This window comes from Lelliottia sp. AC1 (genome assembly GCF_023278595.1).
In the GTDB taxonomy this organism is placed as follows: domain Bacteria; phylum Pseudomonadota; class Gammaproteobacteria; order Enterobacterales; family Enterobacteriaceae; genus Enterobacter; species Enterobacter nimipressuralis.
The window spans coordinates 2,375,521-2,393,544 of sequence record NZ_CP025699.1; the positions used below are offsets into that span (position 1 = coordinate 2,375,521).

Below are 18,024 nucleotides of genomic sequence, written 5' to 3' on the forward strand. Positions count from 1 at the left end.
ACCTTCGCGCGGAAAGTTGAGATCGGATCAGTTTCTCCGCCCCGTGAAACTATTTGATTAAGCGCGTGTTTTACACAACACTGGCTATAAAGAACTCGCTATCAGGATTTCATATGTCACTTACCCGCCCAAGAACGGAACGTGGCGCTTTCCCGCCCGGAACGGAACATTATGGCCGCTCATTTCTGGGTGCCCCGCTGATCTGGTTTCCTGCCCCGCAGGCCGACCGCCACAGCGGGCTTATCATCGCCGGGACGCACGGGGATGAGAACTCCTCCATCGTCACCCTCTCCTGCGCGCTGCGTACGCTGGCACCCGATCTGCGTCGTCATCACGTGGTGTTAACGGTCAATCCGGACGGGTGCCAGTTAGGGCTGCGGGCCAATGCGCGCGGCGTCGATCTGAACCGCAATTTCCCGGCGGCCAACTGGCGAGCGGGAGAGACGGTTTATCGCTGGAACAGCGCGGCGGACGAGCGTGACGTGGTGCTCCTCACCGGTGAAAAACCCGGCTCAGAGCCTGAAACCCAGGGGCTGTGCCAGCTCATTCATCATCTTCAACCGGCGTGGGTGGTGTCGTTTCACGATCCGCTGGCCTGCATCGAAGATCCACGCCATACGGAGTTAGGCGAGTGGCTGGCTGACGCCTTCGCGCTGCCGCTGGTCACCAGCGTCGGATACGAAACGCCAGGCTCGTTTGGCAGCTGGTGTGCAGACCTCGGCCTGCACTGCATCACGGCCGAGTTCCCGCCCGTCTCCTCTGATGAAGCGAGCGAGAAATACCTGAAAGCGATGACCGGCCTGCTGCGCTGGCAATCTCAGAGATGAAGCGTCCCGGTGGTAAAATTCAGCGCAGGTGAGACATCCACGGCGAGCCAGGTGGGTCCATCAAGATCGGCGTAGCTCACCTGCTCTGTCAGCGGCAGTGCGGCGCTGATGGCTCTTGAGGTGCAGAGCATACAGCCAAGCATCAGCGCGAACCCGTCAGCCCGTGCCTGTTTCGCAAGCGCCAGCGCTTCGGTTAATCCACCCGTTTTATCAAGTTTAATGTTCACCATCTCGTAGCGCCCTTTCAGCCCGGCCAGGCTGTCACGCGTGTGGCAGCTCTCATCGGCGCAGATAGGCAACGGGTGGATAAAGTTTTCCAGCGCGGCGTCTTGTGCCGACGGCAGCGGCTGCTCCAGCATCGCCACGCCCAAATCAGCCAGCAGCTGACAGCGCGCGGCCAGCCCTTCATTCTTCCAGGATTCGTTGGCATCGACAATGAGGGTCGCTTCCGGAACCGCGCTGCGGATCGCCACCATCCGCTCGCTAATCAAATGATCGTCAAGCTTCACTTTCAGCAACCGCGCCCCGGCCTCATACAGCGCTTTAGCACTTGACGCCATCTGCGCAGGCTCGCCGATCACCACCGTTTGCGCCGTCACAATGGTCTGCGGCAGTACCACGCCCAGCGAGTCGCTGATCGTATGATTCTGCCGATGCGCCTCCAGCGACCACAGCGCACAGTCGACCGCATTACGCGCCGCACCCGCCGGCAGCGCCTGTTGCAGCGCTTCGCGTGTCAGCCCCTTTTCCAGTTCAGGAACGATAGTCATGATCTGCGCCATCACCGACGCGAGACTCTCGCCGTAGCGAGGATAAGGTGTGCATTCGCCCGCGCCCTTCACACCGTCTTCTTCAATCTCGACGACGACTACGCTGGCTTCGCTACGGCTACCGCGAGAGATCACAAACGGGGTATGCAGTGGCCACGCTTCTTCATAGACCTTGACGGTTCTCATCACTCACTCCTGTAGGGAAAAATAGGTTTGCCGTGTTATCCGCTGTTGTCATACACTAGCCGCGACGTTAACTATATGTAAACAGGAAGATATCTATGTCACAACTCGTTCATTTTCAGGGCAACCCGGTTTCTGTTGCAGGTTCCATTCCGCAGGCAGGCAGCAAAGCACAGGCTTTTACCCTCGTGGCAAAAGATTTGTCTGACGTAACACTGGGTCAGTTCGCCGGTAAACGCAAAGTCCTGAACATTTTCCCAAGCATCGACACCGGCGTTTGCGCTGCGTCCGTGCGTAAATTCAACCAGCTGGCGACCGAAGTCGACAACAGCGTGGTGCTGTGCATTTCCGCGGATCTGCCGTTCGCCCAGTCCCGTTTCTGCGGCGCAGAAGGTCTGAGCAACGTTATCACGCTTTCTACCCTGCGTAGCCCTGATTTCCTCGAAAACTACGGCGTAGGTATCGCAGAAGGCCCACTGAAAGGCCTGGCTGCCCGTGCAGTCCTGGTAATCGATGAAAACGACACCGTCATCTTCAGCGAGCTGGTCAACGAAATCACCAACGAGCCAGACTACACCGCTGCGCTGGATGTGCTGAAAGCGTAACGACATCGCTCAGTGCTCGGATTTTCAAAGCCTCGCTGATGCGGGGCTTTCTTTTATCTGACGTCTGCCCAGAAACGATACTCTTTGTCCCTGTGCACACTATCGAACGGTTGCGGGATGAACTTAACTGTGGACGACTCGAGATCGTACAGCAGGCGTGGGGGAAAATTCTGGAAGGGTATGATCCGTTTGGTAACTGGATGCGGTTTTGCAAGGCGTGAGTTATAAAATCTGAGGAGGATGTAAATCTTTCTGAGCCGCATCTCGCTCATTGAGATGACTCCCCTGAGCGAGATGCGGATGTCCGACGCCAGCGTCGCGCAGCATGCGAACATCGCACTCAATACGGCGATATTAGAACGCGATCATCACCACGTATTCAAAAACTCTGCGATCTCATCGATCCGCGTTTCATCGATTCCGGCTTCCCGGGCTATCTCACTCTGCGCCTCTTCGCTGATCTCCTCGTTATTCATTAAACGCGTGATCAGCGACTGGAAATAATAGGCCACCGCGTCGCGCTCTGCTTCGCTGACGGGCTTTGCGGATTCCTTTGAATATTCATCCGCGATGTCATAAAACTTTAATGGTATTTCATTGCTCATAAATTAAGCCTTAATGTTTGGATAGCAAAACCCCCGCCCGCGCGGGATTTTCTCAGTTCTGGTCGTCCGCTTTCTTCTGATTCAGACCGTACTCACGCAACTTATTGGCGATGGCCGTGTGTGACACACCCAGGCGTTTCGCCAGTTTACGGGTGCTCGGATAGTTGCGATAAAGTTGGGTCAACACCGAGCGCTCGAAACGGCTGGTGATGTCATCCAGCGAGCCTTCCATCGCCTCTTCGCCAACCGACACGGTTCCCGCATCGTAATCCGGCAACAGAATGTCCTGCGAGCGCAGTTCATAACCTTCCAGCTGCGTGAGCGCACGGTAGACGGCGTTTTTCAGCTGGCGAATGTTGCCAGGCCAGCCGTAGCGCGTCAGCATCGACCCCAAATCCGCCGAGAGCTTCGGACGCGGCACGCCCTGTTCGTCGGCAAAGCGCGCCACGAACAGTTCGGTCAGCGGCATAATGTCCTGCGGACAGTCGCGAAGCGGCGGAATATTCAGGGTCAGAACATTCAGTCGATAATAGAGATCTTCCCGGAATACGCCTTTTTGCACCAGTTCGACGAGGTTTTTCTGCGTCGCGCAAATGACGCGCACATCAACGTGAACCTCGTGATCTTCCCCGACGCGGCGAAAAGTGCCGTCGTTGAGGAAGCGCAGCAGTTTAGCCTGCATCCGCGGCGACATCTCGCCAATCTCATCCAGCAAGACCGAGCCGCCGTTGGCCTGCTCGAAGAAGCCTTTTTTGCCCTCCGGCGCGTGGCCGAACAGCTCGCTCTCAACGGCATCTTCCGGAATAGACGCGCAGTTCAAGGCCAGATAGGGTTTTGCCGCGCGTGGGCTGGCGGTGTGAACCGCATGTGCCAGTAAATCCTTACCGGTTCCCGTTTCGCCGGTGATCAGCAGCGGCGCGGTGAGATTCGCAAGCTTACGCGCCTGATCGACCACATGCTTCATTTTCGGGCTAACGGCAATAATTTGGCTGAACGCGCCGACATCCTGGTTGGAGAGATTCTGCAGCTGGCGCCCCATACGGATGGTCGAACGCAGCATGATCACCGCGCCGGTCAGCACGCTGACGTCATTCTCACCGCGCAGATGCACCGGGGTGATCTCCATCAGGAAGTTCTGGCCGCCGATCACCACATGTTCGCTGTGCGTGCCCTGCGGATTGCTGTCGAGCCAGCGCTGGAAATTGAAACCGGCAATCAGCTGCGACGCATGATGGTTGCTCAGTTTTTCCTGACTCTGGCCGAACAGCTGGCAGCTCGCCTGGTTGGTGCGCTCCACTTTGCCTTTCAGATCGAGGGATAAAAACGGTTCAGGCATCGCTTCGAGCAGCGCACTTAACGCCAGATGCTCGCGCTCTGACGGCATCCACGGCACGGTACGCACATCCGTAACGCCAGCGATACGGCGGATTTCCGCCATCAGGCTGCTAAAGGTATTAAATTCGATTTCGGCAAAATTGAGATAAATTCGCCCGATAGGGTCGATATCGATGCCGCGCAAATCAATGTCACGCAAAACAAGGAGATCGAGTAATTCGCGGGTCAGGCCGATACGGTCCTGACAGAACACTTCCAGACGCATGGGAAATTCACTCTTTAGCCAGTAACCTTAAAATGATATGTCAGATATCGTCTGGCTGGAAGCTCGCTGTCAACAAATATTGACAGCGAGGTGAATTCTTCAGCGTTTACTGCGGTTTTTTGCTCAATGTCTCTTTCAACTGGCCAATCAATTCACGACGGAAATCCCCGAGAGGCGGTTTATCGTCATTCATCCATGGCAGGGGGCGGCATAATTCCATGGCTTTGATCCCCAGACGCGCGGTTAACAGACCCGCACCGATCCCCTGTGCCGCGCGGGTGGACAATCGCGCGGCAAGATCCTGAGACATCCAGTCCATCCCCACTTCACGCACCAGTTCGCTGGCCCCGGCGAACGCCATGTTCAGCAGCACCAGGCGGAACAGGCGCAGACGGCTGTAATAGCCCAGCTCGATACCGTACAGCGTGGCGATTCGGTTGATAAGCCGCAGATTTCGCCACGCGATAAAGGCCATATCCACCAGCGCCAGCGGGCTGACGGCGATCATCAGCGTTGATTCCGCCGCCGAGCGGCTAATCTCCCGCCGCGCCTGGGAATCGAGCACCGGCTGCACGATATTGGCGTACAGCGTGACGATCTCGCGGTCGTTTTGCGTCTCGTGGATCGCCGCATACCAGCGCTGTAGCGCCGGATGCGACTGGTCGATTCCGGCCTGACTGGCCAGTTTTTCACAGAAGGCGCGCCCTTTTCCGGTGGCATGGCTGTGCAACAGATCGCGGGCTTCGTCGCGCTCGTGGGCGCGCTGGCGCAGTCGCCACAGGCGACGCCACTCGGTGGCAATGGAGCCCACGCCCGCCCCAACGATCAGCGCCCCTGCCGCGCAGCCGCCGAGGGCGACCCAGTCCTGAGTTTGCCAGGCATTCACCGTCCACTGAACGCCCTGTCCGACCACGCTCACGCCAAACAGCGTCAGCCCGGCCATCACCATTTTGCGCCACAGGCTGCGTTTGGGCCGCAGCGCCGCCTCGACCACCGCTTCTGCCTGCCCTTCGTCCGCAAGCAGTTCATCGGCGACGACAGGCGCAAATTTCTCGGCCTCCGGACCGCTGAAAGCCTGAGCCGCTTTGAAAGCTTCGGCCCGCTCCTGCTCAAGCGTGCCGGTAAAATCGATGCGTGGCTTTAAAGGTTCGGTCATCGCAGCTTATCTCCTATTAAAAACTCCAGCGCCGCGTCCAGGCGAATGTGCGGCAACGGCTGGTCGACATTCATTGCCTGAGGGCGAAACGCCTCAAACTGAAAACCCTGATTTTGCCAGAACGCCTGCCCCGGCAGACGAGCGGGCACTTCGCCGGGATAGACGGTCAGCGGCTCGCCGTCGCTAAGACGGTTGCCGCGCAGGGCCGGGATTTTCTCGCCATTGACGTCGATCAGCCCGCTTTGCGTGGCCTGAACCGCTGCCAGCCCCAGGCAATCCATGCTGATCCCTTCGAACGCCGCATTTTGCCAGGCATCCTGCACCAGCTGTTGCAGCAGCGAGACCATGTTCGCATGCTGATCGACCGTCACATGATCGGCTTTGGTCGCCGCAAACAGCAGCTTATCGATCACCGGCGAAAACAGGCGGCGGAACAGGGTTCGCTGCCCGTAGTGGAAACTTTGCATCAGTTGGGTGAGCGCCAGGCGCATATCGTTGAAGGCCTGCGGCCCGCTGTTGAGCGGCTGCAGGCAGTCCACCAGCACAATCTGGCGGTCAAAGCGCAGGAAGTGATTTTTGTAGAACCCCTTCACCACTTTCTCGCAGTAGTAGTTAAAGCGATCGCGCAGCATCCCGACGTTACTGTGTTTATCCGCCATCGCCAGTTTGGATTCGCCCCAGCCATCGACGTCCGGCCACGGGAAGAATTGCAGCGCGGGCGCGCCCGCCATTTCGCCCGGCAGCACAAACCGGCCCGGCTGAATAAAGTGCAGCCCCTGCTGTTTGCATTGATGAAGATAATCAGTCCAGGCCTGGGCAATCGCCGCCAGACGGTTTTCGTCCGCCGGTGCCAGCGGGTCCAGCCCCGCGCAGAGTTCGCGCCATTTTGCCGACCACTCCGCGCGCTGGCCCTGCAACAGACCGGTCATTTGCCGCGACCAGCTCAGATAATCCTGGGCCAGCATCGGTAAATCGAGCAGCCATTCGCCGGGATAATCGACAATTTCCAGATAGAGCGTGGACGTGTCTTTAAAATGGCGTAATACGGATTCGTTAGAACGAAAGCGCAGCGCGAGACGGATTTCGCTCACACCGCGCGTCGGCGTCGGCCAGGCGGGTGGCGTGCCGTACAGCTGTGCCAGCCCTTCGTCATAGGTAAAACGCGGAATGCCAAAGTCGCGCTGCGGTACACGCTTCACGCCGAGCAGACGCTCTTCGCGCGCGGCACTCAGCAGCGGCAGGCGCGCTCCGGCGTGTAAGTTGAGAAGCTGGTTGACCATCGCGGTGATAAATGCGGTTTTCCCGCTGCGGCTAAGTCCCGTCACCGCCAGACGCAAATGGCGGTCTACGCCACGGTTAACCAGTGAGTTGAATTCGTTTTTAAGTCGCTTCATCGCCATCCTGTTTTGCCCCGAAGACCGCTGATATCAGCTTCAGAATACAATAAATTGGGGCAGATCGTTGATTTTCAATTCATTGTCACTGTCATTCCCGTTTTTTCTCCCGTAATATAATCCCACTACCGCTATCATGGAGTTGTAAGGTGTATGTCACCCACCATTTATGATATTGCACGTGTTGCTGGCGTATCAAAATCAACCGTGTCCAGGGTTCTAAACAAGCAAACAAATATCTCCCCGGAAGCACTTGAAAAAGTGCAAAAAGCGATTGATGAATTAAATTATCAACCCAACAAGCTGGCCCGTGCCCTGACCTCTTCAGGTTTTGACGCGATCATGGTTATTTCCACGCGTTCAGCCAAGACCACAGCCGGTAATCCTTTTTTCTCTGACGTGTTACATACCATTACGGAAAAAGCCGAAGAGGAAGGTTTTGACGTTATTCTTCAAACGTCGAAAAGTAGCGAAGATGATTTGCAGAAATGCGAAAATAAAATTAAGCAAAAAATGGTTAAGGGAATTATTATGCTCAGTTCCCCGGCCAATGAATCTTTTTTCCCACGGCTTGATACCTATGGCATTCCCGTCGTAGTAATTGGTAAAGTCGAAGGCGATTTCCAGAATATCTATTCAGTCGATACGGATAATTTCCACGGCAGTATGACGTTAACCGATACGTTTATTCGCAATGGCCATCGCAAAATCGCCTGTCTGCATGCGCCCGTTGATTACCACGTCTCAATCGACCGTCTCGCGGGTTATAAAGCCAGCCTCGAAAAACACAACATTGTCTTTAATGCTGACTGGGTTGTCGACGGCGGATATACCCACGAAAGTGCGCTGGACGCGGCCTGTCAATTACTCTCCTCAGCACACCCACCGCGTGCCGTTTTCGCCACGGACAGTATGAAACTTCTCGCTCTGTATCGCGCAGCGGATGAATTAAACCTGATGATCCCGGAACAGCTGGCGATCGCCGGTTATACGGATCCGTTGCTGTCATTGATATTGACCCCTGCACCGGCTGGCTTCGAAATCCCTACCCGCCAGTTGGGCGAACAGAGTTGCGATGTCCTGTTCAAACGTATCGCCGGAAAAGAGGCACCACGCCAGGTCATTGTTGACACGGCACTCTCTGAAACGCCCTCGCTTCGCTGAATCCAGGGGCGTCAAAGCCCCTGGCAGTCACCCCGTCAGAATGCGTAGTTCACGCCGACGCCCGCATAGTGGAAGCGGTCGTTTTTGCCTTCGTCGTGATTTTCCCATTCGTACGCGTATTCCAGCGTCATGGATAATCCATTCATAAAATCGTACGCGTAGAGCATACCCAGGCGGTTAAAATCATGCCCTTCGCGGTCAGGATCGTCCTGCCAGTCCCAGTTCGACCAGCGATCCAGACCAATTCGGGTATACGGCGTCAGCGTGGTGTTCCCTAACGAAATCGGTAAATAAGCTCGAATTTCCTGCGTCGAGAATTCACCGTTATTCCGGCCGCCGTCCATATTAAACCCGCGCTCTAAATAGTAGTTCGCTTTAGCCGAAATGGTTTCGTTGATGGTCCAGGTAAATCCGGTTTCGGTTTCGACACGACTGTCGGAATAACCGGTTTTTTCAAGATCGTTGGCAAACTGATACATCGCAAACCAGCCGCTAAAACGCCAGTCATCGCTAAGTTTTAGATCCCAGTCCGGCTGAATTTTATAGCGCTGCATATTGGCGGTGCCGTCTTTCGCGCCGTGTTCATCTTTAAAATGGTAGCCATAATTGCGGAAGCCACCGGTCAAACCGAGGGTGAAATCGTCGCTGCCGATAATACGATAGCGCAGCTCAAATTCCGGGCGATCAAAATAGGTCCCGCGTGTCATGCTGCTGTAATCCACCGGACCTTCCTGATACATGGCCAGTGAAATAGTCCATGCGTCCCAGGTGGCATTAAACCAGACGGAAGGTTCATATAATCCATCTTTATCTTCGCCCTGCCCTTCGACGTTTTCAATCTCATACATAGCACCTATATTAAAGTGCCATTTTTCTTGATTGTCAGCCGCCTGGGCGCACGTTACCCCTGCGCATAATAAAAGCGCAGCACTTCTGTGTAGAGTACTCATTTGTATATTCCTTTATAAAATAACGACTAAAAAAGCCGGAAAGAAAATTCCCGGCAACGAAATCTTTTATCTCAGCGCTATTTCGCTATCAGCGTCGAAGAAGTGACATTTATCCATTTCAAACTGAATGGCCAGGTTATCCCCGGCACGGTAATCGTTGACCGCGCCGGCGCGCAGAACCAGCTCATGCCCCCCCACTGTGGCGTAGAGCATAAACTCTGCTCCGGTGAGTTCGGCCACGCTGACTTTGGCTGTGATGTCCATGGGGATGCCTGATGACGTGAGAATGTCTTCGGGCCGGATGCCAAAGACCACTGCCTTGCGCTGATACCCCATCGCATTCAGCACAGCGAGTTTCGTTTCGGGGATCGCCAGACGCAGCGTTTCAGTGACGAAATAACGGCCATCAATTGCCCCGCGAATAAAATTCATGGCCGGTGATCCGATAAAACCAGCAACAAACATATTGGCCGGTTCGTTATAGACTTGCTTCGGTGCGCCCACCTGCTGAATATAACCGTCCTTGAGAATCACAATTCTCGTCGCCATGGTCATGGCTTCCGTTTGATCGTGAGTCACGTAAATCATGGTGGTGTTCAGTTTCTGGTGCAGCTTGCTGATCTCTGCACGCATCTGCACACGCAGCTTGGCATCGAGGTTGGACAAGGGTTCGTCCATCAGGAAGACTCCCGCCTCGCGCACAATCGCCCTTCCGAGTGCCACACGCTGGCGCTGGCCACCGGATAACGCCCCGGGTTTTCGCTTCAGATAATCACGCAGCCCCAAAATTTGCGCCGCCCAGCTGACCCTTTCCTCAATGACCGCTGGCGCTATTTTTTGCATCTTCAGACCAAACGCCATGTTGTCGTAGACGGTCATATGCGGATACAGGGCGTAGTTCTGGAACACCATTGCGATATCGCGCGATTTGGCCGGAACATCGTTCATCCGCACCCCGTCGATAAACAGCTCACCCGCGCTAATCTCCTCCAGCCCGGCAATCATGCGCAAAGTCGTCGATTTGCCACAGCCCGACGGACCGACAAAGACGATAAACTCTTTATCTGCGATTTCGAGGCTGAAATCCTTCACCACATGAACCTGGTTGTCGTAGATTTTTTGAATATGTTTAAGCGATAGCTGAGCCATTATGCCCCCTTAAGTGATGCCCGTTATGGCCGCGCATGGCCTGCCAGAAATCGGATAAACGCGGCCAGGACAGTTCATCCGTGGAAGAAAGTGTTAAATCTGCGCCAGATAACTCGCCGCCGATCCCAACCGACAGCATGCCTGCGGCATTGATTGCCTCAATACCCGCCTGCGCATCTTCAATCCCAATCGCCTGCTCCGGTGTGATGCCTAATCCTGCGCAGGCCGCCAGGAAAATGTCAGGATGCGGTTTCGAGAGCTGAATGCGCGACGCGTCGGCGCAAAAATCGAAAGCGCTGGCGATCCCCAGAGCCTGGAGGATCGTGGGCGCATTAAGGGAGACCGACGCCAGCCCGATGCGCACCTTGTTCGCGCGGATTTCCGTCAGCAACTGCGCAATACCCGGCAGAAGTGAATCGCGGGTTAACCCCTTAAGCGATTCGACGTACAGCGCATTTTTGGCCTGCGCCAGTTGCTCGCGCTCTTTCTGGCTGAACGCCTCTTCCATTCCACCGTGGCGCAAAATACGGGCGAGTGAGTCCGTCCGGCTAATGCCCTTCAGCCCGGCATTGAACGCCTCGTCAATCGGGATGCCTATCTCTGACGCCACGCTCTGCCAGGCCAGAAAATGCAGATGCGCCGTGTCGGTAATCACCCCGTCTAAATCGAAAATCACCGCCTTAAACATTGTTGCCGCCCTCCGTGGTAGCGGTCCCAAATTCAGGTAAATCAACAGTGCGCGTTTCAAGGGCTAAAAGGTGGTGTGTTTTCCCCCAAAGCGTCACTGCAATCGGCGCACTGGAACGCAGCGTCACTGATACGCCCTCAACCAGAATATCAAGGCGTGCAGCACGCCACTGAAGAGAAAATTGCAGTCGCTGCCAGTGTGCCGGCAGTTGCGGCGTCAGATGCAATTCGCCATCAATAATCTGCATCCCTGCAAAGCCCTGAACGACGCCCGACCAGATTGCACCCGTTGCGGCGGCGTGGATCCCATCGTCGCAACTGTGAGGATCGTCACCCAGATCAATCGCCGCACCCGCTCGCCAGAACGCATAGGCGCGGGCAGTATCACCGCAGCGAGCAGCCACAATGCCGTGAATCGACTGACTCAATGAGGAGTCGTGGATCGTGCGCGGCTCGTAGAAGGCCAGATTCGCCGCACATTGTTTGCGGTCGAACTTATCTGGCAACAGATAGTTGAGCATCACCACGTCCGCCTGCTTGAGGATCTGCATTTCATTGACCTCCGCGCGGGAGTAATCCAGTAGAATGGTTTGCTTGCCGGCCTGCGCTTTATAACGGCGAAGATCTATCGCAGGTTTCGCCATAAAGGTGTCATCCTGCGGGATAACCCCCTGCTCATCAGCGGAAGGCAGCCACAGCCGTGCCAGGAATTTCTGCGCCGCTTCTGTAAACGCATCGTCCTGCCGATTAAAGTGTTCCATCAGCGTCAGGGCATCATGGACGTTTTGCCAGGCCATATAGTTGGTAAAGGCATTGTTGTTCACATGCTCGGTATACTCGTCCGGGCCGATAACGTCATGGATCTCAAGCCGGCCATTCACGTCTGTGGCCCGCGATATCCAGAACGACGCGGTTTCCATGAGCAGCGCCAGCCCCTCATTGCGCATGAAGTCGCTGTCTCGCGTCGCTTGCCAGTAGGCCACGACGGCCCAGGCGATATCGGCGACGATATGGTGCTCCGCCAGCGCCGACGCCACTTTTTGCCGCAGGCCGGTGCGTATATTGATGGCCGCGAATTCAGGCGTCTCTTCCTGTCCGCTGTCTGCGCTCTCCCACGGAAACAGCGCTCCCGCCCAGCCGTTTCGCTGTGCTTTCTCACGGGCTCCGGCAAGGTTCAGCCAGCGATAACGCAGCAAGCTGCGGGCCGTTTGCGGCCGCGTAAAGAGGTGGAACGGTAACAGGAAGATCTCAGTGTCCCAGAAAATGTGGCCTTTATAGCCTTCGCCGGTCAGCCCTTTCGCCGCGATACTGCAACGCTCGTTGTGCGCAGGCGTCATGGCCGTCAAATGCCAGACCGAGTAGTCTAGGGCGAGCTGATCCTGAGGATCGTCGGACTGCACGCTAACGCGGCTGGTTTGCCAGTGCGTGTCCCAGGCAAGTGCAGACTGTTCCAGCAATGCGTCGTAGCCCTGCTCCGCGCAAAGTTTTAGCTCGGCCAGGCTTTTTTGTGCAAAGGCAGACTGCTCAAGTGCTTTATCGTGGCGATGGGTTATCCAGACGATTTTCTCCAGCATAACTTTCTGCCCCTCTTCTGCCTCCAGCGTATGGTGGCAGTTCAGACGCCGGTTTTTGGCGGTAAAACAGTTTTCACTCGGGGTATCCAGCTGACAGCTCGCGGAGATCACGACGTCAGTCGAGCGATCCTGAGTTTCATACACGCCTTGCATGAAATGCTGATCAAACACCTGAACAGAGGTTTCATCCAGATGCTGTCGACCGCTGTTGGTTTGCGTCGCGTCGATTCCCGTCGAGAAGCTGATGTGCGCAGCGCCGTCCAGGGGAGTGACGGAAAATTGCAGCGCCACCAATGGCAGCTGATCCAGTGAGACAAAGCGGCGGCTGTCGATGCGAAAGCGTTTTCCCCTGGTTGAACGCCAGACCAGGCTGCGACGTAGCTCGCCGTTAGAGAACGCTAACTCACGCTCCCAGCAGAGAAGCTCACCTGCCAGTAGCGAAAAATGTTCGCCGTCCAGCTGCAGTTCAATCCCCAGCACATCCGGGAGGTTCACCAGTTCCTTCGTTTCGTTGCGCCCTGCGCAGTGGTAAACCCCTGCCAGATACATGCCGCGCGTTTGCTGCGTATAGTCCTCTTCATGACTGGCGCGAATGCCCATATAGCCATTGCCACAGGCCATGATCGACGCGTACTTGTTCAGACTGTGCGGGCTGAACGTGGGTTCTGAAAGACGAGAGAGGTTCAGCATAATTCCACGCTCTCCCGTTTTTCTGCCGATTCATAGAGCGCCGCCACGAGCTGCTGGATCACCAGCCCCTGCTCGGCATCGGCAATCATGACCGGCTCGCCCAGCACATGGCGCACAAATGCTTCCATGCTGCGTAAATGGCGTTGATCGTCCGCGTCGTCGCGGCTTAAAATCGTCTGTAACTCGCCCCCCACGTCGTCATAAATATGCGCCGGGAATAATGTTGCGCCCGCTTTTTCACCGCAAAATGAGACGTTCATGATCGATTTCTCGCGGATGTTAAGGGCAAACGACGTATCGAGACGTAAGATCCCCCCGTTGCAAAACTCAATAGTGCCAAACAGCGCATCTTCAACGGTATAGCCTTTGGGGTCCCATTCACCAAACTGTCCACAATGCTTAGTGGTGCCCAGCTTTTGAAAACTGTGTGCTGTCACGCGTTTCACCGCCGGGAACCCCAACACGTACATCGCCACATCGAGCATATGGATGCCGATATCAATCAATGGCCCACCGCCTTGTAGCGACTTATTGGTAAAGGCACCCCAGCCGGGAACACCGCAACGACGTAACGCCTGCGCGCTGGTGACATAAATCTCGCCAAAGGTGCCGTTTTGGACCGCTTCACGCAGCAGTTGCGCATCCAGCGCGAAACGATGGTGAAAATCGTAGGCCAGCACTTTTCCAGCATGCCGGGCCGCCAGACGCATCTCGTCTGCCTGCGCAGGGGTCATAGCGGGTGGCTTTTCGCACATCACGTGGCAACCCGCCTCCAGCGCCGCCATCACATGTTCATAGTGAAAACGATTCGGCGAGCAAACGCTCACGATGTCAGGCTTTGCCTCCTGCAACATCAACCTCGCGTCCTGATACACACCTGCGATAGCGTGGCGCTCAGCAAATGCCTGCGCCTGATCCAGGCGGCTGTCCATGACAGCCACCATCTGCAGATCGCTGCGCGTGGCGTAATACGAGGCATGCACTTTGTCTGCAACCTGCCCGGCGCCAAGGATGGCGACGCGCAGAGGCAAAGGTGTAGAAGCACTCATCACGCTCGTCATCCTCAGCAGTCACGTAAATAGTTGAGCGAAGCCTGATAGGCTTTGGCCGGATCCTCCGCGCGCACGCGGCACTCATATACAACGTAGCCTTGATAATCATCGGCGCGGAGCTGGTCAAACAGCGCAGCAAAATCGAGCGTGCCGCTGCCAGGCTGATAACGGTGATTGTCGGCGATATGAACATGCCCGAGCCTGTCACGATTATCGTGGAGTGCGCCGGTCAGAGAATCCTCTTCGATATTCATATGGTAGAAATCGCCGATAATCTGCACGTGCTTGAGCGCATTTTCTTCGATATAGCGACGCGCATCCGCCAGCGTGTTGATCATGTGATCCTGATAGCGGTTCAGCGGCTCAAGGTAAACGAGGGTTCCGGTACGCGCCGCTACGTCATCTAACCAGCGCAGGGAGGCACTGACCGCTTTGCGATCGCCATCCAGACTGCGCGGCGAGGTCATCGGCGGCAGTCGGAAGGTAAACATCCCCCAGGCCGCAGGCACGATAATGCCCTTTCCACCCACGTCACTCAGCGCTTCAAGAATACGTTCGATTTGCTGCAAACCGTTCAGACGGCGCTCTTCGATAAAATCACCGATCCAGCCGTCGTAGCCGCCACAGGCGGTGGTCACTGGCAGCCCGGTCGCTTTTATGGCGGCTTTTACTTCCGCCAAATTATCAACCAAAAGCTTGCCGTCGATTTCATAGCCATCAAAACCCATTGCCTTGATGTACTCGAATTTTTCAAGAATATTGGTCGGGAAAAAGGCCTGATTTTGTGTTGCAATTTTCATCTTTTGTTCTCGCTTGCTTAAAAAGTCACGCCCATTTTGATGCTCAGTTCCGGATGCTTATCGACATACGTCATATAGCTTTCCGCACTGGTTTCGAAGCTCACGATCGGATCGATCAGATCGTCGCAGTTGAGGTAGCCATTCATCAGCAGCTCCCAGCAGGTTTCTTCGATGCGTTTACGGCTCCAGCGCGGGTATTCAGGGTTCGGCTCGCTGCAGGCGCGTGAAAAGACGATCTTCGCGTTATTGAAATGCGCTTCGCGGCCCAGGTTGAATCCTTCGGCAAAGGGTTTCGCGAATGCGACATAAGAGAGGGTTCCGCCGTAAGCCAATCCGCGCAGTGCGGATTGCAACGCATCGGCGAAGCCGCTGGTTTCGATAATGATGTCGGCACCCTGCTTTCCGGTGAGCTGTTTAATCTCCAGCCCAACGTCATTGCCGATCGGGTTGATGCAGAAATCCGCGCCGTGGCGACGGGCGATGTCGCAGCGGCGGTCGATAGGGTCAACGCCAATCACAATGGATGCACCCGCTTTTTTTGCCAGCTGGATAGCGATCTGCCCGATGGCACCTAACCCTACCACCACCACAAAATCTCCGACGCGAACGTTAGCATCACGTACCCCGCTCATGGCGAACTGTGCCGGGTCATAGCAGACGGCGTTTTTCCAGGATGCGCCCTGCGGCATTTTACGCAGCTTGTAGTTGTTAACGGCATTGACGATTACCGTCTCCTGAAGCGGCCCGTAGCAGCAAACGGAATCCCCGATCTGGTAATCCGTGACCTCTGAGCCGCATTCAATGATGTCCCCGACGATCATATTGCCCAGCTGGAATTTGCCGAACTCGATACCACGCGCAGCGCCTTCAGCACGCGGTGTGAAGAGTTGCCACTCAGCATTGAACTCTTCGTCAATAAAGGGGCTTGCCGCCCGGAAATCGACCACTTCTGTTCCGTGCTTTGGCGCGCCGTAACGGGCACGGATCTTGACTTCATTTGCCGCCACAGGGCGATCTTCGTACTGGACCAGCGCGGCTACGCGCGGCGCTGTCGCAACTAATTTTTTCATGACTACTCCTTGTTAAAAACAGGCCGCCTCAGCCCTTTACGCCACCGGCGGTCAAACCACTTTTTATGAAACGTTCAGAAAGCGCATACATCACAACCACCGGCAATGCCGTCACCAGGGACGCGGCCATCATGCGGCCCCAGATATAGTCCGGCGTACTGAAGAGCGTGTTCAGGCCGACCGGCAATGTGAAGTTGCTGGCGCTTGAGAGGAAAATCGATGCAAACAGGTAGTCGTTCCAGGCCACCATGAAGCAATAGACAAACACCGAGACCAGGCCGGAGATGGCAAGCGGGACGGTGATACGGAAGATAATTTGCAGACGGTTTAGCCCGTCCATCATCGCCGCTTCTTCAATTTCGTCCGGTATGGTGTCGAAATAGCTTCTGAGCATGAAAACAGCCGTCGGTAGCGTCTGAGTCACCATTGTGATGATCAGCGCCAGTTCGGTGTCGTAAATGCCGAGCGCGGTAATAATTTTGAACAGCGGCACCACCAGTAAAATCCCGGAGAACATATAGACGCTATAGAAGCTGGCATTGATAGTGGCCCGCCCTTTAAAGCGAAGTTTCGACAGCGCGTAGGCCCCGAGCGTCCCGAGGAATACCGCAATAACCGACGAACTCAGGGAGACCAGCAAACTGTTCCTGAAATAGTTCACAAACGGGAAAATCAGCGGGTTAAAGATGTCGATATAGTGCTGCAACGTCCATGCCTGCGGCAGGATCGTCGGATGCAGAGAAATCGCCTCTTTCGCACTTTTGAACGAGGTCATGAGCATCACGAAGAACGGAAACAGCGTGATGAGCAGAAACAGCGCCAGTCCGACGTAAAAACCGACACGACTGAGGGTGCGTTTACTTGTTGCCATTGAGGTTTACCCTTTTTCTGGTCAGCAGGATGACGGCGAAAATAATCACAAACAGCACCACTGAGATGGCGGCCGCTTTCCCCAGATCGTTAAAAGCAAACGCCGTTTTGTAGAGATAGACGCCGAGAATATCGACCTTAGTGGTGAGCAGATAAACGTCCGCGAACATGTAGAACATCCAGATGGTCCGCAGCGTCAGCACGGTTGCCAGCACCGGCATGATCGCGGGAAGCGTCACGATCCGAAAACGCTGCCAGCCGTTCGCACCATCCATCTCTGCCGCCTCGTACAGCGATTTATCGATGGTCTGTAAAATCGCTAAAAACGAGATAAATGCGTACGGGAAATAACGCCAGATAGCGAACAGCACCACCAGCACAAAGCTGCTGCCGGGGTTGTCAAACCACAGCGGTGCCTGGTCGTACAGGTGCAGCACATCAACGCCCAGATAGTTCACGATGCCGTAGCCGTTGTTGAACATGTATTTCCAGGCGAACACCAGCGAGATGGACGGTGTGACGTACGAGAGGATCACCAGTGAACGCGCCGTTTTACGCAGGCGAAACTCGCGATTGAAGAAAATCGCCACGGCCAGACCCAGGCCAGTGCTGCCAAGCACCACCAGCGCCGTATACCAGAAGGTCATCCACAATGAGTGCCAGAACGCGGAATCCCCCAGAATCCGGATATAATTATCCAGACCGACAAAGGTGGCGCTGATACGCGGATTCAGCGGCAGGCGTAAAAAACTGATTTCGACATTTGAAATCATCGGCCAGGCTACCAGGCCCCCCAGCAATATCAGGCTGGGGGCCAACAGCAGCATGGCGAAAGGCAGATCGGAACGGCCAGTAAACAACCTCTTCATAATTCCCTT

Annotated in this window: 17 protein-coding genes; 3 read left to right on the forward strand and 14 right to left on the reverse strand. The window is 55.6% G+C overall.

What is annotated here, in order from left to right; translation table 11 throughout:
- Positions 1 to 113 precede the first annotated feature (113 nt).
- Positions 114 to 827: a murein tripeptide amidase MpaA gene (gene mpaA, locus C0560_RS11265; RefSeq protein WP_123427763.1), complete on the forward strand. Its 714-nt coding sequence runs from the start codon at positions 114 to 116 to the stop codon at positions 825 to 827.
- Here the strand turns inward: mpaA and ycjG are convergent.
- On the reverse strand, positions 818 to 1,783 hold the full coding sequence (gene ycjG / locus C0560_RS11270; protein ID WP_248858553.1) for an L-Ala-D/L-Glu epimerase: 966 nt from the start codon (positions 1,781 to 1,783) through the stop codon (positions 818 to 820). The genes mpaA and ycjG overlap by 10 nt on opposite strands.
- A gap of 95 nt (positions 1,784 to 1,878) precedes the next feature.
- On the opposite strand from ycjG, the gene tpx reads away from it, so the two are divergent.
- Positions 1,879 to 2,385, forward strand: a complete 507-nt coding sequence (tpx, locus tag C0560_RS11275; protein ID WP_248858554.1) for a thiol peroxidase — start codon at positions 1,879 to 1,881, stop codon at positions 2,383 to 2,385.
- Positions 2,386 to 2,753: 368 nt separating this feature from the next.
- Here the strand turns inward: tpx and C0560_RS11280 are convergent, their stop codons facing one another.
- The 4 genes from C0560_RS11280 to C0560_RS11295 all read right to left on the reverse strand — a co-directional run bounded on the left by C0560_RS11280 (position 2,754) and on the right by C0560_RS11295 (position 7,140).
- Positions 2,754 to 2,990: a DUF2543 family protein gene (locus C0560_RS11280; RefSeq protein WP_248858556.1), complete on the reverse strand. Its 237-nt coding sequence runs from the start codon at positions 2,988 to 2,990 to the stop codon at positions 2,754 to 2,756.
- Positions 2,991 to 3,042: 52 nt separating this feature from the next.
- Positions 3,043 to 4,590 carry a transcriptional regulator TyrR gene (gene tyrR, locus C0560_RS11285; RefSeq protein WP_248858558.1) on the reverse strand — a complete coding sequence of 516 codons (1,548 nt, stop codon included), beginning with the start codon at positions 4,588 to 4,590 and terminating at the stop codon, positions 3,043 to 3,045.
- A 106-nt stretch (positions 4,591 to 4,696) separates the two neighbouring features.
- Complete coding sequence (locus C0560_RS11290) at positions 4,697 to 5,746, reverse strand: YcjF family protein (protein WP_248858559.1); 1,050 nt, start codon at positions 5,744 to 5,746, stop codon at positions 4,697 to 4,699.
- On the reverse strand, positions 5,743 to 7,140 hold the full coding sequence (locus C0560_RS11295; RefSeq protein WP_248858560.1) for a YcjX family protein: 1,398 nt from the start codon (positions 7,138 to 7,140) through the stop codon (positions 5,743 to 5,745). The genes C0560_RS11290 and C0560_RS11295 overlap by 4 nt, the downstream gene beginning before the upstream one ends.
- Positions 7,141 to 7,293: 153 nt before the next feature.
- Between C0560_RS11295 and C0560_RS11300 the strand changes: the two genes are divergently transcribed.
- Positions 7,294 to 8,304, forward strand: a complete 1,011-nt coding sequence (locus C0560_RS11300; RefSeq protein ID WP_248858561.1) for a LacI family DNA-binding transcriptional regulator — start codon at positions 7,294 to 7,296, stop codon at positions 8,302 to 8,304.
- Positions 8,305 to 8,339: 35 nt separating this feature from the next.
- Here the strand turns inward: C0560_RS11300 and C0560_RS11305 are convergent, their stop codons facing one another.
- The 9 genes from C0560_RS11305 to C0560_RS11345 all read right to left on the reverse strand — a co-directional run bounded on the left by C0560_RS11305 (position 8,340) and on the right by C0560_RS11345 (position 18,015).
- The gene (locus C0560_RS11305; RefSeq protein ID WP_123427757.1) at positions 8,340 to 9,254 is read right to left on the reverse strand and encodes an OmpG family monomeric porin; all 915 of its coding nucleotides are present in this window, start codon (positions 9,252 to 9,254) and stop codon (positions 8,340 to 8,342) included.
- 66 nt (positions 9,255 to 9,320) lie between these two features.
- Positions 9,321 to 10,403 (reverse strand): ABC transporter ATP-binding protein, encoded by a 1,083-nt coding sequence (locus C0560_RS11310; protein ID WP_123427755.1) that lies wholly within the window; start codon positions 10,401 to 10,403, stop codon positions 9,321 to 9,323.
- Positions 10,384 to 11,091, reverse strand: a complete 708-nt coding sequence (pgmB, locus tag C0560_RS11315; protein ID WP_123427753.1) for a beta-phosphoglucomutase — start codon at positions 11,089 to 11,091, stop codon at positions 10,384 to 10,386. The genes C0560_RS11310 and pgmB overlap by 20 nt, the downstream gene beginning before the upstream one ends.
- Positions 11,084 to 13,354, reverse strand: coding sequence for a glycoside hydrolase family 65 protein (locus C0560_RS11320; RefSeq protein WP_248858562.1), 2,271 nt, complete (start codon positions 13,352 to 13,354; stop codon positions 11,084 to 11,086). Before C0560_RS11320 ends, pgmB begins: the two co-directional genes overlap by 8 nt.
- A complete protein-coding gene (locus C0560_RS11325) occupies positions 13,348 to 14,406 on the reverse strand; it encodes a Gfo/Idh/MocA family protein (RefSeq protein ID WP_181826419.1) in 1,059 nt (352 codons plus the stop codon). The genes C0560_RS11320 and C0560_RS11325 overlap by 7 nt, the downstream gene beginning before the upstream one ends.
- A gap of 11 nt (positions 14,407 to 14,417) precedes the next feature.
- The gene (locus tag C0560_RS11330) at positions 14,418 to 15,206 is read right to left on the reverse strand and encodes a sugar phosphate isomerase/epimerase (protein WP_248858563.1); all 789 of its coding nucleotides are present in this window, start codon (positions 15,204 to 15,206) and stop codon (positions 14,418 to 14,420) included.
- A gap of 17 nt (positions 15,207 to 15,223) precedes the next feature.
- A complete protein-coding gene (locus tag C0560_RS11335; protein WP_248858564.1) occupies positions 15,224 to 16,276 on the reverse strand; it encodes a zinc-binding alcohol dehydrogenase in 1,053 nt (350 codons plus the stop codon).
- Positions 16,277 to 16,304: 28 nt separating this feature from the next.
- Positions 16,305 to 17,147 carry a carbohydrate ABC transporter permease gene (locus C0560_RS11340; protein WP_107703464.1) on the reverse strand — a complete coding sequence of 281 codons (843 nt, stop codon included), beginning with the start codon at positions 17,145 to 17,147 and terminating at the stop codon, positions 16,305 to 16,307.
- Positions 17,134 to 18,015, reverse strand: a complete 882-nt coding sequence (locus C0560_RS11345) for a carbohydrate ABC transporter permease (protein ID WP_123427745.1) — start codon at positions 18,013 to 18,015, stop codon at positions 17,134 to 17,136. Before C0560_RS11345 ends, C0560_RS11340 begins: the two co-directional genes overlap by 14 nt.
- Positions 18,016 to 18,024: the final 9 nt, after the last annotated feature.